Below are 26,814 nucleotides of genomic sequence, written 5' to 3' on the forward strand. Positions count from 1 at the left end.
CCACATCCATAAAGCGGGTCAATTTGTCCTTTTCACGTTGAACAGGAATAATTGGAATACCGCCATATTTCTGCCATGACTGCACCAATTGGGTTCCATGCGCCTTATCCTCAACTTTCATGTATCGAAGTGGCTTTGTTGTGAAGTCATACGCTTTATGTTTATCGATAAATGCTTTCGCTTTCTTATTCATCTCTGGCGCTTCCCATTTGCCGCGCAAAAGATCAATCAAATAAAGCTTGCCATCTACCCCCATACCAACCAAAAGAAAGACAGTGAAGTCATTTTCTTCTTTGACCTTTTGAGCGGTATCCACATATACAGCACGCCAAACCAGTTCAGGTAATTCGTGATATTCACCAAACCACTCGCCCTTGATTAGATCACCACCTAATTTCTTAGGTTGCTGCATGTATTGGCTGCTGAACGTGTAACGTGAAACTGTTGCGCCATCTTTGTCTTGACCACCTTTCTCCAACTGCAGCAAAGACTGCAGTGATTCTTTCAATGGCCAATAGCTTTGACGCCCTTTTTCGTCTCGCTCAACGTCACGTGGTACCTTCTTTTGAATATGCTCAGGCAGTGACTGAATGTAATCATCATCAATCAAGGCAGGGATTGAAATTTGATGCCATTCGCCTGGTACGTTGCCAGTCATCACAAAGTTAGTCGGATCCTCAACGTGCAAACGCTGCATGATCAAAATAATCGGTGTCGATGATTTAGCTTTACGTGAGTTCACCGTGTTTAGAATTTTACGGTTTGCTTTGTTACGTGCTGTCTTACTGAATGCATCTTCTGGTTTAAGTGGGTCATCAAGAATGATAGCCCCTGTGAACCCAAGATCAGCTAAGGTACCAGCACGACGCCCTGTAACCTGACCACCCATCGAGGCGCTATACACATGCCCCGCCTCATAGCCATCTACTGTGGTTTTCCATGATGCCTTTGCATCGGTACTGGTTGAAATTTTGACTGGCCATAAGGCTTGAAAGTCTGGTGACTTCACGATATTTCGAGCTGTGGCCGAAACATCCTCAACCAAAGACTGTGAAAATGATAAATACAGAAAGCGTGAACGCTGGTTACGCCCAATCCCCCGTGCAATCAGGTTGGTAAGTAATTCAGTTTTACCACTGCCTGGTGGTACGTTAATCACAAGGTTGGGAATTTCACCACTGATAACTTTATCAATCGCATCAGCAATATATTCATGGTGCCAATTCACCAAGAATTTAAACCCCATACGTGGCAGGAAAAATGCCCGAGTAAAAAACAAATGCTCATCTTCACATTTGATTCTTTTTGCTTTTAATTTGACTGGGTCAATATTCGCTCTCGAGTTCATTTATCGCCTGCCTTACCTGCTCATCAGTGGCAGTAACAACTACTGTATTTTCGTTCTGAATCGGTCCACCACCTGCACCTGTGATTTCTTGTTTATTTGTAAACTGCCCACCGCAGTCTTTAGCAGCCTGTTCAAGAATCTTGAGTGACATCACTGTGTTCTTTGCATTGCGTTCTAGCTGCTTCTGATATTGCTTTAAGCGGTAATGTTTGTTTGCAATCGGGATATCAATTAAGCCAGCATCAAAATCGGTGCGGGTTTTATGAAACAGCTCGACGAATTTTTTACTTAGATTTCTGCCTGAATATTTTGTTGGATCGTAAGCCTGGCATTGGCTTCGTGAAATTTGAATCCCATACTCTTGTTTGACGAGATCAACCACCTCTTGAGGGGTGTCACGGCATGCAAGAGCTTGAACTATAAATATTTTTACAGGCTCTTTTAGTGCTGCCATAAGCTCCCCTTTGTACAACTACGTACAACAAAGCAGGCAAAAAAATTTAAGCCAACTTCAATAAACACGTACCACATGCATGAGCAATTTTTGCCTTGCCGATTGTTGGACCATCATTTGCAAGCTCCACCATTTTTTGAACGTCTGGTGATGCACCGTAACGCTGAACGACACCGTGAAATTCTTCTACATCATGCGGTCGCAAATAATATTTATACTCACCTGTAGACGGGCTGATTTGGTAATTACCATCTTCATCTTTTTTAGCACCCACGTGATACAGCTCATGTTCGATCAATGCACAAAAATCAGTATCACTGGCATTGTGTGCAAACCATGCATCAATCGTGATGATGAAATTCGGTACACAACCAAACCAGTCAATCATCTGTTTTTCTTGACGCATCTTTCGCCAGCCGCCCGCCATCGGCGCAAACTTTTCAGTCTGACCTAAAACAATTTTTTCAGACTTTTTAAATCCACTTGATGCCCATAGCACCATAAATAAATCATCATCCCACGGCGATATATGCATGTGATCAGGGTTGTGTAGCTCACCATCCTCATCAATGAATGTTTTTAAAATCCATTCTTTTAGTTCGTGTGCAGGCTCAAATCCCACTGGTTCTTCAGGGTCAAGATCAAGCAGGTTTTGAGGCGGCATTGGTCGTTTCACAGCAATACATTCCGTAAGTTTCTAATACGATCTTTTAAGCGGCGCATGATGCCGTCTATCGCTAGCATCTCTGCCCGCGTCAATCCCGATCTACTGAGATTCTGATACTTGGACAGCTCAGCACTGCAAAATTCTAAGTCTTGTTTCGCCTGTACTTTGTCTGTCATAGGTACCACCAATAAGAAAAGAAAAACCCCTCAACATCTAAAATGCGAGGGGGTTTATTTGCCGTAATACGTTCGGCGAATTTTAAGAATAAAAAAGCCTGTTTAACTCTCTCTCTAATTAAACAGGCTTGACTTGCGCTACAACTTATTTCTTATTTGCAGATCAAACATAAAGCTTAAATATTTCATTCTAATGACATGGCTATTTGTTTGAGTGATTGTTATTCAACTTCTTTCAAACAATCCCGACACACTTTGATTTCTTCATCATCAATCGTGTAATCGATCTCAGTCGCACCATGAAAGCCGAATAAGCATTTTAAAAATTGGAGCATATGGGTCTCCTGAATATTGGCGCGCCTGACAGGATTCGAACCTGTGACTATCCGCTTAGAAGGCGGATGCTCTATCCAGTTGAGCTAATGGCGCAATAAGGGGCGGCAATCCAACTTAAACCACTACGAATAAGGAAACCGCCATAAAAAAAGCCCGCTCTGGGTGTAGTGCGGGCTATAAACTAAGGATCTTAAAAGATCATGCAGAAACTACAGCAAGTTTCTGCTCGCTATATTGAAGATTAACGGACCATTACTCATTGGCAAAATATATCAAAAAATAAGAATAAATTTAAATATAAACAAAATCTTAGGTTATCTGGACATGCTATTTTCTTTAGAAAGCTCCTCTAATTCTGTGAGTTTGTCTTTAGAGGCGCTATGCACATAAAAGCCCAATAAAAACACAAGCACCAATAACACTACACCTAAAATCACAACTCTTTTATTTTTCATTTGATTACTCTTATTTTAATGATATACCCCATTATTATATTTAAATACATAAAAAACAATAAAAAAAGCCCACATTTCTGTGAGCCTTTACGGTAACTACCAGTCTTTCCTGATCGTCATTTGCTTTTCGTGGTTAAGTGCGTATACATGACTTTGACCACTTACCATAAATATGCCATATCACGTGCGCACGGTCAAATGATATTCACTCTATTTTTAAACGCTTATCATGTCCTGCAAGGTAGTATTTCCCTGCGTAAACCATATTCTTGATTGATGTTCTTCCAAGCGTGAACTCTCTTGCCATCTGATCAAGTGACAACCCTCGCACATTCTTCTCAATAAACAACTTCACCGCCACCTTTGCTGACTGACAAATCCGATTTGAGAATTGAATATCAATAATCAACTTTCGTATTTCTTCAGCTTCATCATCTGAAATGCTGCACACGATTTGGTTTTTACGACTACCGTAGTCTTTGTTGTTTTCGCAGATCAGCCAGTAAATCTGATTAATGCCTAAACTATCTGGAACATTTCCAGACTTCATTCTGCAGGTTTGGATGTATGCACCATACTGTTTCAACCATTCTTCGATTGAATATTTTGACCAATCCATCACGTGTGTTTTTACTGCTGCATTCATCCCTATTCCCTCTTATTTCCCAAATATTCCCAACAAAACCTGCCCAATGATAAAAACCACCACCATGATCACCAATGCCTTATCTGCACTATTCATCCCCATTCCCCTAAATCTCTCTAATCTCTAAACCGTGTACTGACTTCATCAAGTGCTTTTTCAGGCGATAAACTGGCAAGCTTCGCGTCATCTTGCTTTTGACATCCTCAACCACCAGCCGCCCTTTTTCTTGATAAACAAAATCTGCGATATACTTCACTGCTGGCTTGCGTCTTGGTTCATTTTCAAACTTGACCGACTCAGCCAAAATGAAAGCCTTTTGCAGTTCTAAGTTTTCAATTTCACCCGCACGCTCTAACAGTGACAAATCCCGATAACGCCTTGCTTCTTTCTGACTATCGAAAGTGATGCCGTTAAGCACCACCTTCTTGTTGTTATATTTAGTCATTGGCAGCTCTCCACATCTGTAATGGCTTGTTTCACTCGAATCCAATATGGGTCTGAATAAGAGTCTGAAACCATATATTCATATTCAGCCATTTCTACACCACCCAACTTTTCAACCAATTCATGCGACTCTACAAGGCGTTTTAGGCTCTCATGCATTTCTATCGTTCTAATAATGCCATTCTCAAGAAATTGCTTTACCGATCTCAAACCCACTGCTTTAAAAAACTCATTCGCTTTCATGCTCAATCCCCCTGCACAATCGTCATCGGCGAAATGTGGTTGCGAATATCACTTACATAGTCGGTGCGGTCGTGGTCGGCTAGAGCGGCGCGGAGGTCATTAAGACTTATTGCGCCATCAAGCAAAACACTCCCCATTCGCGTGTAGCCATTACCTGGTATGTAGAAGTTTGCTATTGCAGGCGCCCCATCCACAATTTTCCGCATCTGTTCGATTGTTAAATTCATGCTGCCACCCCTTGATCTCTCAGCATTTTTGCCTGCTTGAAATACAAATAATCTTCAACATTGTTAAATGCGGTCTGCACTCTCAATAACGCATCACTACGCACACGCTCAAAACCTACTGGCACCTCACGCTCCAAAATGTCGCTCAGCTCCTTATTGATTCCTTTCCAGCGTGTTTTTAATCCATAGCCACGATCTACAGACAATTCCGAGCCAAAACGAAAGTCTTCAAAACTCATTTTCGGCATTGAGAATTGAGTCGGCACGGTAATCACTTCGTCTGTTTCTGCGTTGTAGTAATGCGAATCGACTCCTAAAAACCATTCCTGTTCTAATGGAATGAGTAAGTTTTTAAGGCAGATAATCAGGTCACCGTGATACACGTCATAAACCACATGCTTTGGTGTCAATTCCTTGTCAGCCAAATCATTCTCTGCTCGCCATGCGTCAATGCTCTCGTTCACTTCGTCAATATTGAAAGTCATTTCAAGTGTGTGCAGCTGGCTGGCGTTTGACTTGTAGAGATTCGCCATTTTGTTCGGGTTATATTTCTTATTGCGCTTTTTCACAGTCTAATCTCCCCAGTTTTTACCTTTTTCGCCTTCAACGCCCACGCATGGCACTTCTTGCAACGACACCCCATATTTGTGTACTGGGTATTTGTGCCGTGCTTTGCCTCGTATGGTTTTTGCTCAACCTGTTTGATCTGACCACCACGCGCTAAATACTTCTCCATTTCTGCCTCTAGCTCTTCGCGTAAATTACGCTTGGCGATTAACTGTGCATAAGTGATGTCTTTACCAATCTGAACAGCTTGGATGCGTTGGTTTAGTATTTCGTTCACACCCCACCCCACTTAACCAACGCAGCACCAATTGCCATAAATACAAACATCAAAACTTTGTTTAGGTCTTTCATGCTGCACCGCCTGCATTCATAGTTTTGAAAATTGGCTTTGGTTGCCCTAAAACCTCGACTTGAGCGCGATTAAACGCATCTTTCCACCCAAGTCCCTCGGACATGAATTTTTGAGTCAGATCACAAATTGCCTGATCTTTGTCACTGAGTTTTTTATTGAGGTTTTTGGCAATGCCCTTTGGTTGTGCTGTGGCGATCATTTTTGGTGGCACATACCACTCTTGTTGACGTCCTTGCATTTGCGCTTTGGTCAAATAGGTTTCATAGATTGATTTGAACTGCTTGAAAGCCTCTTTCATGCTTCCCTGCTCAACCAACCAATAAACCGAATCCCATGCTTTTTTGGTCAAAGTGGTAACTTTTAGTTTTTCAGCGAGTAATTCACGCTCTGATTGATTCGAGTAATCACAAGCACGCTGCCAAGCTTCCTCAACAGTCCACCACGATCCAGCAACACACCAAGATTGGAACTCAGCAATGTCTGGGCAATAACGGCTTGAATACAGTCTGGCCATACCCTGATTGAATTGCTCATCAGTCAGCATCATCACAGCACCACGAACAACGGTTTCCATCACTTCGGGTTTTAGGTGTGCATAACGCTTTTGGAATTGACCGCCATAGCGTACTTGCAATGTTTGAAGCAAAGTCTGCTCTCTGGTGAACTCATTACGCATGACCCACCTCCTCAATCAGTACCGACTTTTTTGGTGTGACATCCACCATTTCATTTTGGCTAAATTGCTCACCTACTCGTTGGTTGTATTCAGCCCACGGGTTAGTTTGGCTTTGTGAGTGATATGCTTGTTGCACTTGCTGCTGTTCGTTCTGATACCAGGTAGCCATAAACGCACCCCATGGCTTTTGACGCTTCAAACAAAAATCAATTGCTTGTGGCAAACTCAAATTGGCTTTCTGTGATTCCTCAACAAGTTTTTCAAAAGCGTTTTTTGTATTTACAGCTTTCTTGGCTTTTCGCACCTGCATAAACTCAGCAGCCGCTTCCTCAGTTACACCTGCTTTTTTGAGTTCAGTCTTGAATACAAATTTTGGTTGTGGCGGTGGTACGTTTTCGACAACGTCGGAACTACTACCTTCAGGAATCAGGTTAAGGGAATCAGGAATCAGGTTAAGGGAATCAGCACGATCAGTTCCGTTTTGATCGTGATTAATCTCGATATTCTGTAAGTGGTCTGAATTTTCAGGCTTTTTTTCATCAGACATAGAAATATCAGGAATAGAGCTACCACCCTCTCTTTCATTCTTGTGTGGGTTCTGATGTTTGCCAAAATTGATTACTTTTATGTAGCGTTGACCCTGTACGGAATAAATCGAGATAAATCCAGATTTATCTAGAGAACTCACGAGTTGTTCGATATTGCAATCGTCATAAGGGAGAATCTGAACTTTTAAACGCTTTGGTTTGTACTCAAAGCAACCTTTGAAATCAGCAATCGTCCACATTCCAATAAATAGAATTCGAGCTAGCGGCTCAAGCTCTGATAACTCATCATTGGTAAAAAATGATGGTTTAATATTTCTTGCTCTAGCCATTACGCTGCACCCTCACTCACTAATTTTTCGATTGCCCAAGCCTTACCTTTAGTGGTGAACATTGGTTGAGAAAATCCAAGCTCTGTTTGTTTTAATTCGCCATAACCAGCATCGATAAACCATTGCTTAAACACACGAGCGCGCTTCACATTGCGGCTATACACATCTAAGTCATCTAACAACTTATTCATTGCCACAGCAGACATGCCGAGCTTTTGAGCCACCTGCGTTGCATTAAGAAGTGTCGATCGATCTACAACCTTGTCGAAGTATTGAACTTTTGGAGCTGCCAGTTCTAATTGGCGTGCCTGATCCGCTGCAAGCTGTAATGCCTCAGCAAAGGTTTGTGGCAATTTTGGTTGTGAGTTTTCTAGCTCATACCAACGCTTAACGATGGCGGCTGTGAACTCAGGGCTAAGTTGTGCAACCACGGTAATGGAATCCAATTTGCCTTGCTCGCCAGTGAATACATAAACTTCAACCTTGTAGATACGACTATTTGCCACTTTTTCTATAACCGCCATTGGCGGACGTGCTATAACACCACGGTCAGCCAAGCGATCGATCGAGCGCTTTACGTCATCATGGCGCGACTGAACAAGCTCAGAAATTTCCAAGCTACTCATTGATTGTTTGGGATTTCCAAACTGTGGTAAAATCGATGCGTTCATTTAGATTTCCTTTAAACTGAACCAAAAAGCCTGATTTCGCGGATCAGGCTTTTTCTTTGTACCCAAGCTCAATATCAATTCCAAAGTCCTCAATGTCGTCCTGAAAGAGATCATCAATTGTTTGTTTGCTCTCCATCCATGCCTTAGACATCACAAAAAGTGCATTTAACTTTTCTTCACTAATCATTCGATATTTCTTGTGAACAGTTTTAAATCCAAGCAAGTCCAATAAAACTAAACAGCTCTCAAGCTCTGTCAAGCCATTGGATTTCTTATCATTTTTCATTCTCGATAGCGTGCTTGGGTCTATGCCCAGTTGATCTGCAACCTGACTTTGGTTGCTTGATGCAAGCGCTTGCAATACGCGTGAAACTTCATTTCTCGCTCTTGCGGATAATTCAGTTGATACTCTGCTCATGGTTATTCCTAGGCGACACGCTTATGGGGGATTTCAGAATCAGCTTCAAGCAATTTAAATGCAGCAGCTTCTGGAACAAATTCACCCCACTGATAAACAGCTTGGCGAGTAATTTTTAATACCTTTGCTATTTTTGGGGCGTTAAATCGAGCTAGAACATCAGATGTTTTCATCTCAATACGCATATTGACTCCACTTACTTTACACTTGTTTGTCAAGAATACTTTACCTTGTTTTGATTAGCAAGCTTTACAAATAAGAAGTTAAGATTTCTTTACATTTTGGGCTTAATTATGTCCGTGAGATTTTTTATGAGCACCCTTCAAGAAAGAATGTCTTTGGCTATAAAGCATTACGAGAAAACCACTGGGAATCGCTTTAAGAATGCAGAGTTGGCCAGGTATGCGGATGTAACTCGTGCAAATGTGGGGTTGTGGGTAAATGGCCCAACAAAGGAGCTGGAAGGCTCTAAGTTGCACAAAGCCGCTGAATTCTTAAGGGTTAATTCAAAATGGCTTGCAGGTCAAAATGCACCCATGGAATTAACTAGCCTTGATAACAATATCGCCCCTGTAACCGCAAAGTTATTGCCTGTAATTTCATGGGTGCAAGCAGGAACAATGACATCGGTTGAAGCAATTAACCCATCAGAGATTAACGAGTGGCTTCCACCGTTAAGCTCGGATGATCCAGCTAGATGCTTCTATTTAAGGGTTGTTGGTGTTAGTAACTCTCCAACCTATGTAGAGGGTGATTACATTTTAGTAAATCCTAGTTTTCAAACTTCAGACCTAGTATCTGGAGACTTAGTCGTTGTTCGTCACAACTCAGATGCAACTTTCAAGAAGTTTGTCGTCGAAAGTGATGAGCGCAAGTATTTACAAGCACTCAACCCTAATTTCCATCCAAATATTATTGAGTTTGAAGATGGTATGGAATTAATCGGGCTAGTGATTGATGCATTTAGACCATTGGGTGGATCACGCCCAAAGCGTGTTAGGAAGAGTTAAAACTGCGAACCCGACGCAGTCCTTTGAGCAGATCGGGTGGAGAGAAATATGAAAGTGCTATTCATTACAAGTGCCCGTGCGATTACGGATGAGGAAATAGAGATACTAGACCCAAATAAGCTTGGTGGTTTTGAGCGTATTTCTTCAAACGCCTTTGTTTTTGATGTATCAATAGCAGCAGCTACATTGGCTGACCTACAACATAACTGTCGCAATTTGAGAATTAAGTACAGTTTGTTTTATTTTGATAAAGAGCCAGTTGTTTTTACTTCACCATAAGCTGTTAAGCGTAATTGACACACTAAATCCTCAACCTTGTCAAAATTAAATAAGCCAATTACCCCGAGTGCAGTCTCAACATCTCCCTTGTGTGCAGCACCCATATCTGCAGAAATGGTCACTTTGTTAGATTGCGCTTTTTTGGCAAGATTTTCTGGAAATGTTTTCTGAATAACATTCAAATACATGCTATTCACCGCATGATTAATTATTTCTGAATCGGTTAAACCCGCTTCTATTAAAGCAAGCGTGAGTTCCATTTTTATGTCTTCTTGACTTCTATTCATAACAAACTCCATCCAGCCCACCCCAGCGGTGGGTTTTCTTTTGTCTATTAAAACACAAATGGATAGTTAAATTTACAATTAAATGTAAATTACTCTTTACAAGAATATATATGTAAAGTAATCTTTACCTCGTAAACAACAAAACCCTTACGAGGAAAACAATATGTCGATCAAATCAACCTCTTTCACTCAGACGCTGGGCAACCTACGTCACGGTGAAACACTTCAAGAAATTGACGAGCTTCTTACTGACGCTTTGCAAGCATCGGAAGACACAGGGAAAGTGTCAAAAGTCACTGTGACATTAACGATTAAGCCAAATGGAAAAGGCACATACAAGATTATCGATGACATCAAGTCCACCCTGCCTAAGTTTGAGCGTGAGCCAACAATTCTATTTACCGATGGTGATCAGCAATTGGTACGTGAAGACCCGCGCCAACAAAAGCTAAAGCTTGAGCGAATTGATGAATCAGGCCCAGTAGATGTGAAGGCGCTACCTGAAACACCTGCACCAAAATTTAAAACATTGAGCTAATCAGCTTAAACATTCCAACAACTCAATTAACTATCGGTGAAAAACAATGAGCGACTATAAACAAGCACATGAAATTGGACAAACATCACTACAACAAGCTGACAACTTGCCATTCGTGGTTATACCAGAAGGCGGCAACGTCCATACTTTTGAAAACGTACTTAAACGCCCTTTGCAGTTAAATCAAAGCGTTAATTTGCATACCGCTGGAGATTTTGTGGCGTACGTGAATCGTTTTGCAGACAGTAATTCAATGATTTTTGTCAATGTGCTCGCTGGAAAAATTAAAGCCATTCTGGATTATCACGAAGCACGCCAAGACGATGCGGCAACTTCAGATCAGGCAAAAAATCAGGCTCGCCACTGCAAGCACGTTGCCAATTTCAATGTGGAACAAACGCCTGAATTTATCAAAATCCGTGAAGCTTCAGGTCGCACGTTTACCCAATCACAATTTGCATTATTCCTTGAAGATGTATTGCCGTACATCAGCGAACCTGTTGCGGCTGAACTATACGAAATCGTTCAAACCCTATCTGCTAAAACTGGCGTTGACTTCAAATCAGGTATTCGTACCGATAACGGCCAAGTATCACTGACTTATAACGAAACTATCGAAGCTCGTGCAGGTGTGGCAGGCAACTTAACAATCCCTGAGCGCATCGTGTTTGGTGTGAAAGTACATCGTGGTGGTGAGCATTATGCAATCCCTGCTCGTTTCCGTTATCGCATTAAAGAAGGTTGTTTGACGCTCTGGTACGACATTGATCAGCTTGAAAAAGCAATTGAAAAATCTATGGAAGACACAGTGGATTACATCAAAAACGGCAAAGCAAATACTTTTGCTGATGGTGAGCCTGTTGAAATTTCACCTGGTGTGCACTCATTCGTAACTGTGCTTGAAGGTAGTGCAACTTAATTTTTGGCATTAAAAAGCCCCTAGCTTTCGACGGACAGGGGCTTCAACACAACGAGGTCATTATGGCAACAAATACTTCCCAAAACAAGCTAGTCGAAACGCTAATTAAGCGCCAAGACAGAAAACGCCTTGTTTCTAAGCTTAAAAGTTTTGCTTCAAATGCTGCTGCATCTGCGCTAATCGCAGCAAGTACATTCATCTTTTTAGGTGTTGGTTTAAAGGCTTGTGAAGCGGAACAGGTTGCACAAGTGAAAGCGGCTAAGGCACATCAGGAGGCTATGCGATGAGTATTTTCACTCCAAAAGTTGCACCTCCAGCTGGCGCAACACATCACGCTTTAGTGAATGGTGAAGCGCTTGAGTATTACCGCAAAGACACGAATCAAAAATTTGATGGTAGTCACTGGGTAGATTTGAACTCTTATTTCCCGATGTGGCCAACCCCTATCAACCAAATGCCTGCACAAGTAACTCGTGGCTTTGTGCGTTCTGAAATTTACCCACGTAAAAGCGTTTGTGGCGCATATCAAGGGGACTAAATATGAATACTGCAGTTAATTTACAAAGTGCTGAAAACGCTCGCCAAGCATGGCTTGAGTCTCGTCGTTTAGGCATTGGTGGTTCAGATGTGGCGGCAATCCTTGGTTTGAGCAAATATAAATCACCGTACCAATTGTGGCTTGATAAAACCTCACGGTCTGAACTTGAAGATTCTCAATCTGAGGCTGCTTACTGGGGCAACACTTTAGAAGACATTGTTGCCAAAGAGTATGCCAAACGGAATGGCGTTAAGGTGCAGCGTGTTAATGCAACAATCGCCCACCCTGAACATGACTGGATGCGTGCCAATATCGACCGCGCCATTATCAATCCAGAAATTGCAGGCAATGTGCGGATCAAAGATGGCAAGCTGACCACAGACCGAATTCTTGAGTGCAAGACTGCAAACCAATACTTGGCAAAACTTTGGGGTGATGAGCAAACCGAGTCTGTACCTGATTATTACCTGACTCAATGCCAGTGGTACATGGGTATTACAGGTGCATCATTTTGCGGTTTAGGTGTGCTAATCGGTGGTCAAAAATTCCGTACTTATGAAATTCAGTTTGATGCTGAATTGTTTGAAATGCTAATTGAGCAATGCTCACAGTTTTGGCATGAACATGTGTTATCAGACGTACCACCTGCACCAACCACGTTTGATGATGTCTTGCATCGTTGGGCAAAACACAATCCTGATCAGTCTGTAGAAGCAGACGATGAACTTGCACAGATCATCACTGAATACAAAGAGCTAAACAGCAACATCAAGGAAGCTACAACCGAACTTGACCAACTCAAGCTGCAAATCTGCACACGCATGGAAGATGCGGAAATGATTATTGCTGAGGAAAAACGCCTAGCAACTTACAAATATCAGGAACGTAACAGCTTAGACAGCAAGGCATTAAAGGCTGCTCACCCTGATATTTATGAACAATTTTTAAAGACTTCTAGCACGCGCGTTTTGCGTGTGGCTTAACCCATATTGAAAGGACAGAATCATGAGCAACATCACAACAACTCAAAACACTGCAGTTAACTTTTTAACCCCAACATCACTGCAAGAAGCAATGCAAATTGCTGAACTATTGGCTGGTTCTGACATTGTGCCAAAGGACTATCAGCGCAAGCCAGGCAACATTCTTGTTGCTATGCAATGGGGTGCTGAAATCGGATTGCAGCCACTTCAAGCAATGCAAAACATTGCGGTGATTAATGGTCGCCCTTCTATCTGGGGTGATGCAATGCTTGCGTTGGTGCGCAGCTCAGGCTTACTTGACTTCATCCGTGAAGAACTTTCAGAAGATGGTACCAAGGCAATTTGCACAGTAAAACGCAAAGGCGAAGAGCCAACCGTTTCTGAGTTCAGCATGGAAGATGCTAAAAAAGCTGGCTTGTCAGGCAAACAAGGTCCTTGGACGCAATACCCTAAACGCATGTTGAAGTTACGTGCTCGCTCTTATGCTTTGCGTGATGTATTCCCTGACGTACTTAAAGGTATGGCAATTGCTGAGGAAGAAAAGGACAAGGAAATTGACATCACACCTGCAGCCGTCACACCAGAAACAAGCAATGCAAAAGCAAATAGCGGATCATCAGCCTTAAAAGCTCGTATGGCCAAGAAGCAAGCCGTTGAGTCAGTAGCTACAGAACTTGACCTTACTCAGTATTACCAGCGCATTGATAACTCAACTTCTCTTGAGGAATTGAAAAAGGTCGGTGCTGACATTGCAGCTTTAAATCTTGGTGAGCCTGCTAAATCTGAGATTGGCGAAGTCTATAAAGCCAAACATAAAGAGCTTAAAGAAGCTGCTGTATTCCCTGCCGAGTCGGTGAATGCCGTGATTGATGAAATCAACAATACAGCTGACTTGGATGCGCTAAACACTGTTATGGCAACACGCTTTGAACCGTTTACCGCACAAATGACCGAGCAGCAAATCGCTCAAATTAATTCAGCGTATGAAGCTCAAGAAGCAGCTCTAACACCATGAGTTTTTCATATTCAACCATCACCCGAACACTGACAGTGTTCGGGACCAAGATGACGCACATATTTAACAACGTGAGTTTAGGTGAAATTGACAGCCTAATTCTTGACGCAAAATTCAAAGAAGCGAACTGGAGAGCATAATGAATTCAGCAGCTGATATGAGACGCTTTCATGAGCAGACAGCTCTACAAAAAGCAAAACACAAAGTTATTGATGCTTTAAAAAATGATTCGCTTGGTTTGTCTATAAACCAACTAATGAGCATCTGCCGACTTAGCAATAAAACAGTGAAAAACATCCTGGCAACGATTGATGTGCAAGAAGAGCATGGGGTTTATTCCCTGTCAGGTGCTACTAGAGCAGAAATAAAAGCTGAGCCACAGCCACTGCCAGCAGAGCAACCAAAAGCTGAACAACCTAAACAGGTTTCAACCAGAGTGCAGGCAAAAGCTCATGAAGAAATTTTGCAATATTTGCATGACTTTCCTGCAGGTTTAACAAAGCCTGAACTGATGGCTGCTTTGAAATTGAATGATAAGCAATTCACCAATAGCATTTATAAGCTCAATAAGGATGGCGAAATTATCCGTACAGGTAAATTCGGCAGCTACAAATACCAATTAAAAACTAATGGCCAAGAAATGAATACTGAAGTTATTGCGGCACCAGCTGCTGAAGAAAATGTGATTGAAGTGCAACCTGTAGTAGAAACACCAGCTCATGATCCTCACCCAAGTGAGCCTGATGCTATCGCTTTATTAAAAGACCAGATCAAAACAGTGGTCACACGTAAAAGCGAACTGACTCTACAGCAAGACCAACTGAGTGAGCTTTTATCAAGCGTATTCGGCTTAAACACAGTCAATTTCTGTGTTGAAGGTAGCCGCTTAGTGGGTGTGCATCTTTCTCAAGAAGAGGTGGCGTGATGGATATTTCGATCAAACAAGAAAAGTGGCGCCAAGAGCGCCCCCTATTTGAAGCTGAGTTCATTCACTCTCACCTTCTACCGTTTTTCAATTTCAATGAAAGCACTGGTGATTACGAAACCAAAAGTGAATTTGCCGAAGATGAAGATCGTAAATTGGCTTATGAGGTTTTAAACACTGGTTGGGTTATGTGGTTGCGTGCAAAACGTGATGCCAAATCGCAAGCCGATGCACCAGGTCACATAACTGTTACCCATGAGCGTTTGCAAGAGCTTATTGCAATTGGTGTTAAAGCGGCACTTGATGAGCGGGAGAAAGAGTGATGGATTTGCAGAAAGAAAGTGATCTTTTTGAACAGTGGTGGGATGATGAAGGTCAATACCACCGTGCGGGCGGTGATGATTATTGTAAAACCTTTGCTTGGGAAGCATGGATTTTTTCCAAAGCCCAATCCGAAAAAGCCCTGCTAGAACAATTTGAAATCAACAATAAACTTGTTGAGCAAATGGAAAACATGGTCACTTATGAGCGTTTGCAAGAGCTTATTGCAATTGGTGTTAAAGCGGCACTTGATGAGCGGGAGAAAGAGTGATGGATTTGCAGAAAGAAATTGACAGCCTGAAAGTAAAATCAGGATATAGCGGAAAGCCACAGCAATGGCAATTCGGTTTTGACTTGGCTTGCCGTGAGTTGGCCAAAGCCCATGAATCCAAAAAACTCGAAGGCTACGTGTTGGTGCCACACGGTGTTTTAGATTTAACTAGATTCATGTGCAAAACATGGTCTGAAATAGACAAATTCGTTTATAAAAATTGCAGTGACATTGGTCAATACCCTGTTATCCAAGGAACTAAAAATCAACTCAATTTATCAAGAATTGGCGAACAACAAATTAACGCAAATGAAATTAATAAAGGTGTTAATTGGTTGCTAGAAGCAGCACAGGAGCAAGCCAATGACTGAAATAAATCTAATTGAACAGTTGGGCGGGTATGAATGTGCTAAATCCAAGCTAAGAGATAATGGCTCGCTTCATGCAGAACGATTAAAGAAAGCCCTCCTTGAATACCGCCGCCAGCACAATATTTTTGAGGCGGGGGATATTTGCAAACTAAAAATCAAACATGACTTTGGTTTGTATAAATTCCGAAGAATAGACGGTGATCGAATTTATTTAGAAGATCGGCTAGGTTTCGCGGAATTCGGAATCAATAAAGGTGTTGTTGAACACGCCACAGATGCAGAAATCAAAGCGGGTAAAAGATTGGATGCGCTATGACTGAATACTGCTTCATGTGTAAAAAGTTCACGGTTCGCTGTGGTGTGTTTTGTAGTAAATGTGGGTTTAAGTGAGGTAGCAAGATGACAGCAATGGCAAATATGGGCAGCTTGGTTGTTGCCCTGCCTCCTACGGATATTTGGCTTACAGATGAACAGGCGGCAGATTTTTTGGGTTATGCGGGCACATATTTTAAAGCATCTATTATTTGCTTAAAAGGATTCCCAAAGCCAAGATACATCACAGACAATTCAAAAGGTCGCAGATGGAACTTAAAAGCATTATCTGATTGGTTGAGTGAAAGACCAGAAGATTTGAAAATTAAGACAGGTAGACCCCGCAAAATTTAGCGGGGTTTAGTTTTGGTTGTACTGATTAAATATTATTTGGGTTGGTGGCTCTTCGTTATCTGCGAAGTAGTGACCATTTACCAATTTTAGATTTTTCCATAGATCGTCAAGCACCTCTGATGAGTTATGCCCGCAATGATCGCCTGTTGATATGCATAATTCATATTGTGATGAGGTTAGAGCGATAGAGTCAGCTAAGCCAACCGTTGATATAAATAAGGCACCCCATGTTATTAGTAAAATAATGCCTGAAGTGATAGGCACTCGGCTCACAGAATATCTACCACCAATCAAAGCCTTGGAAATGTTTTCAAATAGTTCTGGTGACTTTGATGAGTTTTTTTTAAGTGTTTTATTTTTAACTTTTTGCTCATAAAGGGATTTATCCCCTGTATCATCAAAATCAAATAAGGAAATAAAACCATCGCTTTTTCCAGACAAGGCTACCATCTTATCTTTTAATTTTTTTTCAATGTCGCTTGTTCTCACCTCCCACCACTCTTGCCAATATTTTGCGCCAGCAGCTACTTTAATCTGATGCCATGAAATAAAAAAACCCATTAAACAAATAATAAACTCAACATAGGGTTTGCTTGCTTGGTTACTAAATACAGCACCTAGCAATACCCCTTGGAATAGCATGAAAAAGTTGTTACGGTGAATTAAATTTGAAATCTCGAAATTACGTGTTTCAATGCTTAGCTTATAGACTGACTTTAACTCACTAATTTCTTCTCTCAACTCTTCATCTTTATTTAATTTTATTGAGAATGGTTTAAATTCTTCATCCTTAGTCTTGCTGGCACACCCATTATCCAGTTGACTTTGGTCAGTTTGTTTTTTCTTGTTTAGTACTAATGGGTCTTTAGCTTCTTGATAGCGTAAAGCGAATCTAAAGGCTTTTTCACAGATTAATTTTATTGGATTAGTGAACAAAAGAATTACCCTGAAAAATATGGATTACGCCAATATTACGCCAAAGTGCATATAAGCTACTGTTTTTATGATATGTATTGGTGCGCTCAGCGGGACTCGAACCCACGCCACAGGCTTCGGAGACCTGTACTCTATCCAGTTGAGCTATGAGCGCGCGCTGCACATCATAACAAAAAATTGCTGAAGGTAAAGCAACTATATATAAGTTACGTATTTTTATGCTTATGCTTTAAACAATGTTCCAAACTTGCAACATAGAATTCCATGTAACTTACTTGGTTTATTGACGCGGATCGCTCACAATAGTAGCTCTATTCCTCAAGTGAGAATTTCATGACTGATGCATTGACGTTAAGGGACGTGTCAAAGACCTATCGAAATGGTTTCCAAGCACTGAAAGGAATTAATTTGACCGTTCCTGAAGGCGAGTTTTATGCCCTACTTGGACCTAATGGTGCAGGTAAATCTACAACCATTAGCATCATCAGTTCTCTTACCAAAAAAACGGCAGGTACTGTCGAAATTTTTGGGCATAATCTAGATACCCAACCATCCCAAGCCAAGCAATGTTTAGGGGTAGTACCGCAAGAATTTAACTTTGGTCAGTTTGAAAAGACCTTTGATATTTTGGTCACACAAGCAGGCTATTACGGCATCCCTAACAAAGTTGCCGAACAACGTGCCGAAGAATATTTAGAAAAACTGGGTTTATGGGATAAACGTGCCACTCAAGCGCGAATGCTGTCTGGCGGTATGAAACGTCGTTTAATGATTGCACGTGCCATGATGCACGAGCCGAAACTGCTTATTTTGGATGAACCCACTGCAGGTGTAGATATTGAGCTGCGTCGTTCAATGTGGGATTTTTTAACAGAGATGAATGATAAAGGCACCTCAATCATTCTCACTACCCACTATTTAGAAGAAGCCGAAATGTTGTGTCGTCGTATCGCGATTATTGATCGTGGTGTGATTAAAGAAGACACTTCCATGAAAAACTTCTTAAACCAGTTAAGTGAAGAATCTTTTATTTTCGATTTAGCTGAACCGATTCAACCCATTCATTTAGATATTATTGGTGTACGTTTCAACTTAATTGATGCAGTGACCCTAGAAGTCACTATGGATAAAGCTCACACCTTAAATGATTTATTCCAACTTTTAGAAGCACAAGGCATTCGCGTGCGCAGTATGCGTAATAAGTCCAACCGTCTAGAAGAGTTATTTGTCAAAATGGTCGAAAAGAATTTAGATGGAGCTGCGCAATGAATTTTACCCAACTACGGATTGCACTCTATACCTTAGTGCATAAAGAAGTTCGTCGTTTTATGCGCATATGGCCTCAAACCTTGCTCCCGCCAGCCATCACCATGAGTTTGTACTTTGTGATTTTTGGTAATTTGGTCGGTTCGCGTATTGGTGAAATGGGCGGCTTTAGCTATATGCAATTTATTGTGCCCGGCTTAATTATGATGGCAGTCATTACCAACAGCTATGCCAACGTATCTTCAAGTTTTTTTAGTGCAAAATTCCAGAAAAGCATTGAAGAACTAATCATGAGCCCTGTACCTTTGCATGCCATTTTATGGGGCTATGTTTTGGGTGGTGTTAGTCGTGGCGTATTGGTCGGTATTATTGTCACCACCATGAGTCTATTCTTTACCGACCTTTATATTACCAATTGGTTTGTTACCATTTATACCGTATTAATTACGTCCTTTTTATTTTCATTAGGCGGTTTTATTAATGCTGTTTATGCCAAATCATTTGATGATATTTCTATTATTCCAACTTTTGTACTGACTCCACTGACTTATTTAGGTGGTGTATTCTATGCCATTAGTGCCTTAAGCCCTTTTTGGCAAAATCTCTCTTTAATTAACCCTGTGGTGTATATGGTTAATGCTTTCCGTTACGGCATTTTAGGACATAGTGATGTCAACGTGACGATTTCATTATCTGTGATTACACTATGCTGTGCAGTGCTTTATGGTATTGCCTATCATTTATTACTTTCTCGTGGTTCAGGAATGCGTGAATAATGAGTGTTGAACAATCTCTTCTTGGTAAAGACACCAATTATCCTACAGAATATCAACCCGATATTTTGTTCCCTATTTCACGTGCTGCTGCACGTGAAAAATATGCAGATGTTGAGGGAATTCAACTCGGGCAAGACTGGTGGCACGTTTTTGAAATTTCGTGGTTGAATGCCGCAGGTGTTCCACAGGTTGCGATTGGTCGGATTACGCTACCTGCTTCATCACCTAACCTGATCGAATCAAAATCATTAAAGCTCTACTTTAATAGTATGAACTTTACTCGCTTTCAGTCTGAAGCCAATTTCATTGAAACTGTTGAGCATGATTTAACGGCTGCAGCACAAGCACCTGTTACGCTAACTTTATTTAAGGTTGATGATTTGGCAATTAGCCAACCTGAAGGTATTTGTATTGATCAGCTCACGCCTGAGCGTTTAGAGCAGCATCCTGACCCAAGTTTATTGCAATTCGATTTAGAACAAGCGGAAGATATAGAGGTACAACTTTTCTCACATTTATTACGCAGCAATTGTCCTGTCACAGGACAACCTGACTGGGGCACGGTTTTTATCCGTTATCAAGGCAAAAAACCTTGTTATCGCAGTATTTTGGCTTATATTATTTCTTATCGTCAGCATAATGGTTTCCATGAACAATGTGTGGAACAGATGTTTGCAGACATCTGGCAAAAATTCGCACCAGAAAAACTGATGGTATATGCAACCTATACACGTCGTGGTGGTTTAGACATTAACCCTTGCCGTGTATCGGACTTAACATGGATGCCTCGCCCTATTCGTTTAGCGCGACAATAACAACATTGAGGTTGAACAATGCCATTTTTTGGATTCATTCCATCTGCAGAATTATTAAATACGATTGAAACTGCACAACAGAAAAAAAATTCAAGTGAGCCGCTGTACCCACTGCGCGACAAAACCGCATTAATGATTAATGAAGAAATCATTGATGCCATTTTAACCGAGTTGGTACGTCGTTTTCCTGCCAGCGATAAACGCGACACTGCCGAAAAACTTGCGGGCTATGTCAAATCTACCGTTGCAGTACTCCTAAAACAATTATTAAGCAAAGCGCCAAATGATGTCGTGAAACAATCGATTGAATTTTCTGAGCGCAGTAGCTTTAAAGATGCAGCAGGCAATGCACGTGTAGGTGAAACGCTCGATGCAAGTTTAGTGACCAACCTGAAACACAACTATGCCGAAATTCAAGCAGGCAATGAAGTGAACAAAGCTGCTTTAACCGAACTATATAAACAGTTTGCAGAAGCGACGGTACGCCACTTTATGAGCGACTTTAACAAAACCCTCGATTTGGGCATGATTAAGCGTAAAGCAGCAGATATTGGCGCAGCAGCGGTAATTAAAGCTGTCCATATTGCGGTGGATAAAATCATCCCAAATTTAACCAAAGAGGAACTCTTGGTTTTAGCGGAATATCACGACACCTTATTCCATCATTAATATCAGTGGGTTTAACTCATAATGCGTTTTAAGCCCTTTTGTTGCATGTTAAGTGCAAAATGCCTGATTTTGATCAGGCATTTTTATATGCAATGCAATATCAGGATATGTCTGCAACTTTTGCACAATCAAGAATAACTTTTTGCACCTAGATTGAATTTTGTTACAAATCCTGCGCGCTTTTTACACATTCTTTGTCTATTTTTGTATAAGTTTTTGCAAACCAGTCACGCATGAATGCTATCTTAGCCGCTTACTTCGCTTTCGCAGTTTGGCCCCAATAGCGGCTTATTCTTCATATATAAGTAGCAACTTATTTACTGCATATAAATAAGTTGTGTAAATCATCAATTTGGAATTTTCCTCAATATGTTCAAACTTGATTTTTATAACAAACTAAAACGTCTTTCTTTACTCATTGGTGCATTTTCTATCACCAGTTTTTGTCTGGCCAATGATTTCCAAAATCATCCGTCTTATGCCAGTTTTAAACAAAAAACCATGCAGACCTATGGCTTGAGTGCAGCACAAGTCGATTGGGCGATGGAAGGCTCTAAAAACTTACCCAATATCATCAACATCATGAACCGCCCAGGCGAAAGTAAGCCTTGGTACGACTATAAAACCAATTTCCTTGCAGAAAGCACTATTCAGCGCGGTGTGCGCTTTAAACAACAATATGCAGACACGCTCAATCGTGCTGAACAGCAATTTGGTGTACCGCAATCCATTATTTTAGGGATTCTGGGTGTAGAAACAGGTTTTGGAAGCAATAAGGGCTCTTTTGTAACCCGTGATGCCCTTGCCACCTTAGGCTTTGGTTATGAACGTCGCGCGGAATACTTTAAAGATGAACTCGCAGCACTGATCGCATGGTCATATAAAGATGGTGTGCCAACTTCTTCAATTGTTGGTTCTTATGCAGGTGCTGTTGGTTATCCGCAGTTTATGCCTAGCAATATTCCAAAATTTGGGGTCGATTATGACGGCAACGGACATATTGATCTACGCAACTCGGCAGTCGATGCCATTGGCTCCATTGCAAACTACTTGGCACAACATGGCTGGCAGCGCAATCAACCCATTGCATTTGCTGCACGATATACAGGCAACAATCCTGACAGTGTCATTGCCAAAGATTTGACCCTGCCAACACCTTATGGGGTTTTAAAATCGCAAGGCGTGATGCCAATGAATCCAATTGTGCAAATAGATGACCTCGACTTGGTCAATGTCATTCAATTACAAGAAAATTATGGTCATATCTACTATATAACCTACCCAAATTTTCAGGTGATTACGACTTATAACCGTAGCCGTATGTATGCGACTGCACTGTGGTTATTGGGCACTGAAATTGCGAGTCGCTAAGTACAAATTTAAATATAAAACCAAAAAGTCAAGAAATATTTTTGACAATTTGATCACAAAACAAACTTTTTACATATAATGTTACAATATTGATTATTTTTTAATCAAATAGAGTTGGTTTTTGGTACTTTTTGTCATTATTTTCGTATAAAGACTAGACACCTTTAGTGAGGGATGAATATTATCCATGTCGTCAAATGTAGTCGAAAAAGTGAAATTACAGACAGGATTACCACTATTTCAATCAGTTAAGAGCGAAATAAGTTAAAAATTCTGTCTTCAGGAGTTCAAACCATGCATAGTTCACTTAAATACTTACTTGCACTTTCTGCAGCTGTTGCCCTAAGTCAGTCGCAAGCTGAAATGGTGCAATCATCATTCAACAATGATAATGAGTCATCTAGCCTAGCTGCGCGTGTACTCAACAAAGAAGCACAAAGTTTTAATTCACATTTCTCAAATTTGAATAGCCTTTCAATCACCGAACGTTCAGGCGACCAAATCCGTCGTCAAACGATTGCAGCGAAAATTGAAATTCCTGCTGAAGAGCCTTCAGTGATTGAAAAGTTAAATACAGTGGCATCGAACACTGTACGTAAATTTAGCCAAACAGGTATGGCATCTTGGTACGGTCGTCAATTCCACGGTCGTAAAACTGCAAGCGGTGAAACGTTCGACATGAACGCAATGACTGCTGCACACCGTAGCCTGCCGCTAAACTGCTATATTCGCGTAACCAATAAAAACAATGGTAAAAGCGTTGTAGTTAAAGTAAATGACCGTGGTCCATTCCATGGCAACCGTGTACTCGATCTTTCTTATGGCGCTGCAAAACAATTGGGCATCACCAATGCAGGTACTGCCAAAGTAAGCATTGAGCGTATTGACGGTCCAAACTCTTAAGATTCGCTTACACGACTTCACATTTGACTTGAAAGCCACAGCAATGTGGCTTTTTTAATGCCTGTAAGATTTACAGTCATCCCATGCATGTCTGCACAAAGATGATCCACACAAATTTTGTTGCCACTTCATTTTGAAAATATGAATACTGTTTTGACCGCCTCACTGTTCTCAGTTATATTTTAGACAGTCAAACAATAACAACGGATGATCGGTCTACAGGAGTAGCACATGAAGACAGTAAGCGAGTGGCTAGATGAATACAGCGAGAGCCATCAAAATAAAACCAATAAATTAATTCACTGGGTGTGCGTACCTACGATCTTTTTTTCGATTGTCGGCATCTTGGCGCATTTCAGCGCTTTACTAACAACATTACTTCTGGTGCTCAGTTTTATTTTTTATGCACGTTTAGACTTGGTTCTTGCAGTTGCAATGGCAGCATTAATGCTGGTAATGGCATGGCTGATTTATGTTTTGCCTGTTGGAATGGGTTTTTATATCGCAATTTTTGTTTTGGCGTGGATTGGGCAGTTTTATGGTCACAAAGTTGAAGGGAAAAAGCCTTCATTCTTCAAAGACCTCCAATTCCTTCTCATTGGCCCAATTTGGTGCATGGATGCCTATTTAGGTAAAATCCTACCCTCTTGGAAAACACGTCGTAAAAACAGCATTATGAGCATTTAAACGCTATATCCTATTTTCGTTATCGGAAGAACCGTTATTGATAGGTTCTTCCTTGATGTTTTAACCATCCGCCCACGTGTTTGTTTGCTGGATCATGATGCGTCCAGTGAATCACCCCACCCTTATCTGAGTATTCATATTCACCAAAAAACTCAACAGTATCACCTTTTGCAATATTGGTAATTCGTGGTGCAAGATCAATATTATGTGCAACCAATACAGTTTGCCCATTATTCAGTTTTAAAATAAATTTTTGATGACGTGAGCCTTCGTTGTCATCCGCTAACACTGCAATGACCTGCCCACTCGCACGGACTTGTAAATCGCTCTGTTTGCGCTCAAACGCACGTTCAATCAGCTGAACACCCTGAGCATCATCTTGCAGCGTATCTCGCTGTACGTCTAACTGCTCTTTTTCATCTTGTGATGTGCGAGCAGTGCTTGTAGTTGGCGCGCTTGATGTTTCAGACTGAAACTGTTGTAAATCTATGCCAAAAAATGCAGCAATTAACACCACAATAATTGCGCCAATGCTTAAATTCTTTTTATTTGCCATATAACCTCCTTGTTCTGATTCCACCCTATACGATTAAGTCAATTATTCGTAACATACTGATTTAAAATTAATATCTTTAATCTTCATCTCAATATTTATGCCACGATTGCATATTGCCAAAATCTATATTCACAAAAAAGCCCCAAAATAAATTGGGGCTTTCCTTACAAAATATTTTACCTTAAGTAAAAATTATTTTGCAGCAGCTTGAGCAGCAGCAACTTCTTCAGCGAAGCTCATTTCTGCTTTTTTCTCAATACCTTCGCCTACTTCGAAACGAACGAATTGAGCAACAGTTGTACCAGTTGCTTTTAATACTTCAGCAACTTTCTTCTCGTTGTCAATTACGTACATTTGACGATCAAGCGCAACTTCGTTCAAGTATTTTTCAACTGAACCAGTTACCATCTTCTCTACGATGTTTGCAGGCTTACCAGATTCAACTGCTTTCGCTTCTGCAATTTCTTTCTCTTTAGCGATAAGATCAGCAGGAACTTGTTCAGCAGTAACAGCAACTGGGTTGAATGCAGCAACGTGCATTGCAATACCTTTACCAGTCGCAGCATCACCTGTATAAGAAACAACAACACCGATTTTTAAACCGTGCTTGTACACAGCAAGGTTTTCACCTTCAACGATTTGTGCACGACGAACTTGGATGTTTTCACCAATTTTTTGAACAAGTGCAACACGTGTTTCTTCAACAGTTGCGCCATCTTCAAGTTTAAGTTCAGCAATTTTAGCAGCATCAGTTTCGTTTGCAGCAAGAGCAGCAGCAGCAACTTTCGCAGAGAAACCAGCAAAGTTTTCGTCTTTTGCAACGAAGTCAGTTTGACAGTTTACTTCTAAAAGAATCGCTTTGTTGCCTTCTTGAACGATTGTGATTGCACCGTCAGCAGCAATGTTACCTGCTTTTTTAGCAGCTTTTGCTTGACCAGATTTACGAAGGTTGTCAATCGCTAATTCGATGTCACCGCCCGCTTCTGTTAATGCTTTTTTACATTCCATCATTGCTAGACCAGTACGATCACGCAATTCTTTAACCATGCTTGCTGTAACTGCAGTCATGTTTATCTCCTAAAATCGGTAGAAAATGAATTCTTTTTTTAACAGAAACGGCCCAGAGGGTGTCTCTTGGGCCGTCTGCATACATGACGCTTACTTTGCCACCATCACATGTCGCAAAAATGACAAGCTTACGTCAAAACGCATTAAGCCTCAGAAGCAGGAGCTTCTTCGCCTTTTGCTTGAGCATTGGCTTGAGTTTGAGCGTATTCTTTACCAGCAATGATCGCATCAGCCATTGAAGAAGCGTAAAGTGTTACTGCACGGATCGCATCGTCGTTACCCGGAATAACGTAGTCTACGTTGTCTGGGTTAGAGTTTGTATCAACGATACCGATTACAGGAATACCTAAGTTTTTCGCTTCTTTAATTGCAATTGCTTCGTGATCAACGTCAATTACGAATAATGCGTCAGGTAAACCACCCATGTTTTTCACACCGCCTAAAGCGCGCTCAAGTTTTTCCATTTCACGGCTACGCTCTAAAGCTTCACGTTTAGTAAGCTTAGCAAAAGTACCGTCAGTAGACTGAACTTGAAGATCTTTTAAACGGCTGATAGATTGGCGAAGTGTTTTCCAGTTCGTCAACATACCACCTAACCAACGGTGATCTACATACGGTTGACCAGCGCGTTGAGCTTGTTCACGGATGATTGCAGAAGCAGCACGTTTTGTACCAACGAACAAAACTTTGTTCTTTTTGCTAGCCAATTGGTTTGCAAAGTTCAAAGCATCATTTAACGCAGGAACAGTGTGTTCAAGGTTGATGATGTGAATTTTGTTACGCGCACCAAAGATGTATTGACGCATCTTTGGGTTCCAGAAACGTGTTTGGTGACCAAAGTGTGCGCCAGCTTGAAGAAGGTCGCGCATGCTTACGTTGTAATCTGCCATTTTCTTTACCTTAAATGTTTGGGTTAGGCCTCCATATATCCGCATTCTCCACCCCAAAGGGCACCCAGAGTAATGTGACGATATATGTGCGGATTTTTAATTTCCCTTTTACCAAGCTCTTTGAAACATATTCATAAAAAGCATTTGATAAAATGGGCGGCTATTTATACCATAGTCACACACAAATTTCCAAAAGT

At 41.1% G+C, this 26,814-nt stretch carries 41 protein-coding genes and 2 tRNA genes; 21 read left to right on the forward strand and 22 right to left on the reverse strand.

Annotated features, from left to right (window positions below; all coding sequences use genetic code 11):
* From terL to E0H79_RS10225, 16 genes are all read right to left on the reverse strand, one after another.
* On the reverse strand, positions 1 to 1,348 hold a 1,348-nt coding region (gene terL / locus E0H79_RS10155), incomplete at its 3' end, for a phage terminase large subunit (protein ID WP_131261544.1).
* Entirely contained in the window at positions 1,326 to 1,802 is a 477-nt protein-coding gene (locus tag E0H79_RS10160; protein ID WP_131261545.1) for a DUF2280 domain-containing protein, read from the reverse strand. The genes terL and E0H79_RS10160, both read right to left, overlap by 23 nt.
* Positions 1,803 to 1,848: 46 nt before the next feature.
* Positions 1,849 to 2,478 (reverse strand): putative metallopeptidase, encoded by a 630-nt coding sequence (locus tag E0H79_RS10165; RefSeq protein WP_165492536.1) that lies wholly within the window; start codon positions 2,476 to 2,478, stop codon positions 1,849 to 1,851.
* A 519-nt stretch (positions 2,479 to 2,997) separates the two neighbouring features.
* Positions 2,998 to 3,074, reverse strand: a tRNA-Arg gene (locus E0H79_RS10170).
* Positions 3,075 to 3,295: 221 nt separating this feature from the next.
* Positions 3,296 to 3,436, reverse strand: a complete 141-nt coding sequence (locus E0H79_RS15315) for a hypothetical protein (RefSeq protein ID WP_165492537.1) — start codon at positions 3,434 to 3,436, stop codon at positions 3,296 to 3,298.
* Positions 3,437 to 3,641: 205 nt separating this feature from the next.
* The gene (locus tag E0H79_RS10175; protein ID WP_131261546.1) at positions 3,642 to 4,082 is read right to left on the reverse strand and encodes a hypothetical protein; all 441 of its coding nucleotides are present in this window, start codon (positions 4,080 to 4,082) and stop codon (positions 3,642 to 3,644) included.
* 106 nt (positions 4,083 to 4,188) lie between these two features.
* Positions 4,189 to 4,527: a DUF1064 domain-containing protein gene (locus tag E0H79_RS10180; protein ID WP_131261547.1), complete on the reverse strand. Its 339-nt coding sequence runs from the start codon at positions 4,525 to 4,527 to the stop codon at positions 4,189 to 4,191.
* Positions 4,524 to 4,769 carry a hypothetical protein gene (locus E0H79_RS10185; protein WP_131261548.1) on the reverse strand — a complete coding sequence of 82 codons (246 nt, stop codon included), beginning with the start codon at positions 4,767 to 4,769 and terminating at the stop codon, positions 4,524 to 4,526. The genes E0H79_RS10180 and E0H79_RS10185 overlap by 4 nt, the downstream gene beginning before the upstream one ends.
* A gap of 2 nt (positions 4,770 to 4,771) precedes the next feature.
* A complete protein-coding gene (locus E0H79_RS10190; RefSeq protein ID WP_131261549.1) occupies positions 4,772 to 4,996 on the reverse strand; it encodes a hypothetical protein in 225 nt (74 codons plus the stop codon).
* Complete coding sequence (locus tag E0H79_RS10195; RefSeq protein ID WP_228258785.1) at positions 4,993 to 5,565, reverse strand: hypothetical protein; 573 nt, start codon at positions 5,563 to 5,565, stop codon at positions 4,993 to 4,995. Before E0H79_RS10195 ends, E0H79_RS10190 begins: the two co-directional genes overlap by 4 nt.
* A complete protein-coding gene (locus E0H79_RS10200; RefSeq protein ID WP_131261550.1) occupies positions 5,562 to 5,840 on the reverse strand; it encodes a hypothetical protein in 279 nt (92 codons plus the stop codon). The genes E0H79_RS10195 and E0H79_RS10200 overlap by 4 nt, the downstream gene beginning before the upstream one ends.
* A gap of 70 nt (positions 5,841 to 5,910) precedes the next feature.
* On the reverse strand, positions 5,911 to 6,591 hold the full coding sequence (locus E0H79_RS10205; protein ID WP_131261551.1) for a hypothetical protein: 681 nt from the start codon (positions 6,589 to 6,591) through the stop codon (positions 5,911 to 5,913).
* Positions 6,584 to 7,468 (reverse strand): hypothetical protein, encoded by an 885-nt coding sequence (locus E0H79_RS10210; protein WP_131261552.1) that lies wholly within the window; start codon positions 7,466 to 7,468, stop codon positions 6,584 to 6,586. The genes E0H79_RS10205 and E0H79_RS10210 overlap by 8 nt, the downstream gene beginning before the upstream one ends.
* Positions 7,468 to 8,139 carry a phage antirepressor KilAC domain-containing protein gene (locus E0H79_RS10215; protein WP_131261553.1) on the reverse strand — a complete coding sequence of 224 codons (672 nt, stop codon included), beginning with the start codon at positions 8,137 to 8,139 and terminating at the stop codon, positions 7,468 to 7,470. The genes E0H79_RS10210 and E0H79_RS10215 overlap by 1 nt, the downstream gene beginning before the upstream one ends.
* 43 nt (positions 8,140 to 8,182) lie before the next feature.
* Entirely contained in the window at positions 8,183 to 8,557 is a 375-nt protein-coding gene (locus tag E0H79_RS10220; RefSeq protein WP_075175048.1) for a transcriptional regulator, read from the reverse strand.
* An 8-nt stretch (positions 8,558 to 8,565) separates the two neighbouring features.
* On the reverse strand, positions 8,566 to 8,742 hold the full coding sequence (locus tag E0H79_RS10225) for a Cro/CI family transcriptional regulator (protein WP_131261554.1): 177 nt from the start codon (positions 8,740 to 8,742) through the stop codon (positions 8,566 to 8,568).
* A gap of 126 nt (positions 8,743 to 8,868) precedes the next feature.
* Between E0H79_RS10225 and E0H79_RS10230 the strand changes: the two genes are divergently transcribed.
* On the forward strand, positions 8,869 to 9,567 hold the full coding sequence (locus E0H79_RS10230; protein WP_171458225.1) for a LexA family protein: 699 nt from the start codon (positions 8,869 to 8,871) through the stop codon (positions 9,565 to 9,567).
* A 48-nt stretch (positions 9,568 to 9,615) separates the two neighbouring features.
* The gene (locus E0H79_RS10235; RefSeq protein WP_131261555.1) at positions 9,616 to 9,846 is read left to right on the forward strand and encodes a hypothetical protein; all 231 of its coding nucleotides are present in this window, start codon (positions 9,616 to 9,618) and stop codon (positions 9,844 to 9,846) included.
* On the opposite strand, the gene E0H79_RS10240 is transcribed toward E0H79_RS10235, so the two are convergent.
* A complete protein-coding gene (locus E0H79_RS10240) occupies positions 9,807 to 10,133 on the reverse strand; it encodes a hypothetical protein (protein WP_131261556.1) in 327 nt (108 codons plus the stop codon). The genes E0H79_RS10235 and E0H79_RS10240 overlap by 40 nt on opposite strands.
* A gap of 163 nt (positions 10,134 to 10,296) precedes the next feature.
* Between E0H79_RS10240 and E0H79_RS10245 the strand changes: the two genes are divergently transcribed.
* From E0H79_RS10245 to E0H79_RS10300, 12 genes are all read left to right on the forward strand, one after another.
* Complete coding sequence (locus E0H79_RS10245; RefSeq protein WP_131261557.1) at positions 10,297 to 10,671, forward strand: hypothetical protein; 375 nt, start codon at positions 10,297 to 10,299, stop codon at positions 10,669 to 10,671.
* A gap of 46 nt (positions 10,672 to 10,717) precedes the next feature.
* The gene (locus E0H79_RS10250; protein ID WP_131261558.1) at positions 10,718 to 11,590 is read left to right on the forward strand and encodes a DUF2303 family protein; all 873 of its coding nucleotides are present in this window, start codon (positions 10,718 to 10,720) and stop codon (positions 11,588 to 11,590) included.
* A gap of 62 nt (positions 11,591 to 11,652) precedes the next feature.
* Positions 11,653 to 11,877 carry a hypothetical protein gene (locus E0H79_RS10255; protein ID WP_131261559.1) on the forward strand — a complete coding sequence of 75 codons (225 nt, stop codon included), beginning with the start codon at positions 11,653 to 11,655 and terminating at the stop codon, positions 11,875 to 11,877.
* A complete protein-coding gene (locus tag E0H79_RS10260) occupies positions 11,874 to 12,128 on the forward strand; it encodes a hypothetical protein (RefSeq protein ID WP_131261560.1) in 255 nt (84 codons plus the stop codon). Before E0H79_RS10255 ends, E0H79_RS10260 begins: the two co-directional genes overlap by 4 nt.
* A 2-nt stretch (positions 12,129 to 12,130) precedes the next feature.
* Complete coding sequence (locus E0H79_RS10265) at positions 12,131 to 13,111, forward strand: YqaJ viral recombinase family protein (protein ID WP_131261561.1); 981 nt, start codon at positions 12,131 to 12,133, stop codon at positions 13,109 to 13,111.
* Between the two features lie 22 nt (positions 13,112 to 13,133).
* Complete coding sequence (locus E0H79_RS10270; protein ID WP_131261562.1) at positions 13,134 to 14,126, forward strand: recombinase RecT; 993 nt, start codon at positions 13,134 to 13,136, stop codon at positions 14,124 to 14,126.
* Positions 14,127 to 14,265: 139 nt separating this feature from the next.
* A complete protein-coding gene (locus E0H79_RS10275; protein ID WP_131261563.1) occupies positions 14,266 to 15,051 on the forward strand; it encodes a hypothetical protein in 786 nt (261 codons plus the stop codon).
* Positions 15,051 to 15,374 carry a hypothetical protein gene (locus E0H79_RS10280; RefSeq protein ID WP_228258786.1) on the forward strand — a complete coding sequence of 108 codons (324 nt, stop codon included), beginning with the start codon at positions 15,051 to 15,053 and terminating at the stop codon, positions 15,372 to 15,374. The genes E0H79_RS10275 and E0H79_RS10280 overlap by 1 nt, the downstream gene beginning before the upstream one ends.
* Positions 15,374 to 15,643 carry a hypothetical protein gene (locus E0H79_RS10285; RefSeq protein ID WP_131261564.1) on the forward strand — a complete coding sequence of 90 codons (270 nt, stop codon included), beginning with the start codon at positions 15,374 to 15,376 and terminating at the stop codon, positions 15,641 to 15,643. Before E0H79_RS10280 ends, E0H79_RS10285 begins: the two co-directional genes overlap by 1 nt.
* Positions 15,643 to 16,014 carry a hypothetical protein gene (locus tag E0H79_RS10290; RefSeq protein WP_131261565.1) on the forward strand — a complete coding sequence of 124 codons (372 nt, stop codon included), beginning with the start codon at positions 15,643 to 15,645 and terminating at the stop codon, positions 16,012 to 16,014. The genes E0H79_RS10285 and E0H79_RS10290 overlap by 1 nt, the downstream gene beginning before the upstream one ends.
* Positions 16,007 to 16,330, forward strand: a complete 324-nt coding sequence (locus E0H79_RS10295) for a hypothetical protein (RefSeq protein ID WP_131261566.1) — start codon at positions 16,007 to 16,009, stop codon at positions 16,328 to 16,330. Before E0H79_RS10290 ends, E0H79_RS10295 begins: the two co-directional genes overlap by 8 nt.
* A gap of 83 nt (positions 16,331 to 16,413) precedes the next feature.
* Positions 16,414 to 16,680, forward strand: a complete 267-nt coding sequence (locus E0H79_RS10300; protein WP_131261567.1) for a hypothetical protein — start codon at positions 16,414 to 16,416, stop codon at positions 16,678 to 16,680.
* 6 nt (positions 16,681 to 16,686) lie between these two features.
* On the opposite strand, the gene E0H79_RS10305 is transcribed toward E0H79_RS10300, so the two are convergent.
* Together E0H79_RS10305 and E0H79_RS10310 are read right to left on the reverse strand one after the other, a co-directional pair.
* Positions 16,687 to 17,616: a hypothetical protein gene (locus tag E0H79_RS10305; protein WP_213072761.1), complete on the reverse strand. Its 930-nt coding sequence runs from the start codon at positions 17,614 to 17,616 to the stop codon at positions 16,687 to 16,689.
* Positions 17,617 to 17,694: 78 nt separating this feature from the next.
* Positions 17,695 to 17,770 (reverse strand) — tRNA-Arg (locus tag E0H79_RS10310).
* A gap of 179 nt (positions 17,771 to 17,949) precedes the next feature.
* Here E0H79_RS10310 and E0H79_RS10315 point away from each other — a divergent pair.
* From E0H79_RS10315 to E0H79_RS10345, 7 genes are all read left to right on the forward strand, one after another.
* Positions 17,950 to 18,885, forward strand: a complete 936-nt coding sequence (locus tag E0H79_RS10315) for an ABC transporter ATP-binding protein (RefSeq protein ID WP_004972815.1) — start codon at positions 17,950 to 17,952, stop codon at positions 18,883 to 18,885.
* The gene (locus E0H79_RS10320; RefSeq protein ID WP_131261568.1) at positions 18,882 to 19,658 is read left to right on the forward strand and encodes an ABC transporter permease; all 777 of its coding nucleotides are present in this window, start codon (positions 18,882 to 18,884) and stop codon (positions 19,656 to 19,658) included. Before E0H79_RS10315 ends, E0H79_RS10320 begins: the two co-directional genes overlap by 4 nt.
* Complete coding sequence (queF, locus tag E0H79_RS10325) at positions 19,658 to 20,473, forward strand: NADPH-dependent 7-cyano-7-deazaguanine reductase QueF (RefSeq protein ID WP_004972810.1); 816 nt, start codon at positions 19,658 to 19,660, stop codon at positions 20,471 to 20,473. The genes E0H79_RS10320 and queF overlap by 1 nt, the downstream gene beginning before the upstream one ends.
* A gap of 18 nt (positions 20,474 to 20,491) precedes the next feature.
* The gene (locus E0H79_RS10330; RefSeq protein ID WP_070152374.1) at positions 20,492 to 21,142 is read left to right on the forward strand and encodes a hypothetical protein; all 651 of its coding nucleotides are present in this window, start codon (positions 20,492 to 20,494) and stop codon (positions 21,140 to 21,142) included.
* A 369-nt stretch (positions 21,143 to 21,511) separates the two neighbouring features.
* Positions 21,512 to 22,513, forward strand: a complete 1,002-nt coding sequence (gene mltB / locus E0H79_RS10335) for a lytic murein transglycosylase B (protein ID WP_131261569.1) — start codon at positions 21,512 to 21,514, stop codon at positions 22,511 to 22,513.
* Positions 22,514 to 22,807: 294 nt separating this feature from the next.
* Positions 22,808 to 23,416: a septal ring lytic transglycosylase RlpA family protein gene (locus E0H79_RS10340; protein WP_004972798.1), complete on the forward strand. Its 609-nt coding sequence runs from the start codon at positions 22,808 to 22,810 to the stop codon at positions 23,414 to 23,416.
* Positions 23,417 to 23,647: 231 nt separating this feature from the next.
* Positions 23,648 to 24,103 (forward strand): DUF962 domain-containing protein, encoded by a 456-nt coding sequence (locus tag E0H79_RS10345; protein WP_004972797.1) that lies wholly within the window; start codon positions 23,648 to 23,650, stop codon positions 24,101 to 24,103.
* Between the two features lie 34 nt (positions 24,104 to 24,137).
* Here E0H79_RS10345 and E0H79_RS10350 read toward each other — a convergent pair whose 3' ends face one another.
* The 3 genes from E0H79_RS10350 to rpsB all read right to left on the reverse strand — a co-directional run bounded on the left by E0H79_RS10350 (position 24,138) and on the right by rpsB (position 26,617).
* The gene (locus E0H79_RS10350; protein WP_104852266.1) at positions 24,138 to 24,659 is read right to left on the reverse strand and encodes a DUF3465 domain-containing protein; all 522 of its coding nucleotides are present in this window, start codon (positions 24,657 to 24,659) and stop codon (positions 24,138 to 24,140) included.
* Positions 24,660 to 24,851: 192 nt separating this feature from the next.
* Positions 24,852 to 25,727, reverse strand: a complete 876-nt coding sequence (gene tsf / locus E0H79_RS10355; RefSeq protein ID WP_004972793.1) for a translation elongation factor Ts — start codon at positions 25,725 to 25,727, stop codon at positions 24,852 to 24,854.
* Between the two features lie 143 nt (positions 25,728 to 25,870).
* Complete coding sequence (gene rpsB / locus E0H79_RS10360; RefSeq protein WP_004972791.1) at positions 25,871 to 26,617, reverse strand: 30S ribosomal protein S2; 747 nt, start codon at positions 26,615 to 26,617, stop codon at positions 25,871 to 25,873.
* Positions 26,618 to 26,814: the final 197 nt, after the last annotated feature.

The sequence above is a fragment of the Acinetobacter sp. ANC 5045 genome (genome assembly GCF_004331005.1).
GTDB lineage: Bacteria > Pseudomonadota > Gammaproteobacteria > Pseudomonadales > Moraxellaceae > Acinetobacter > Acinetobacter towneri.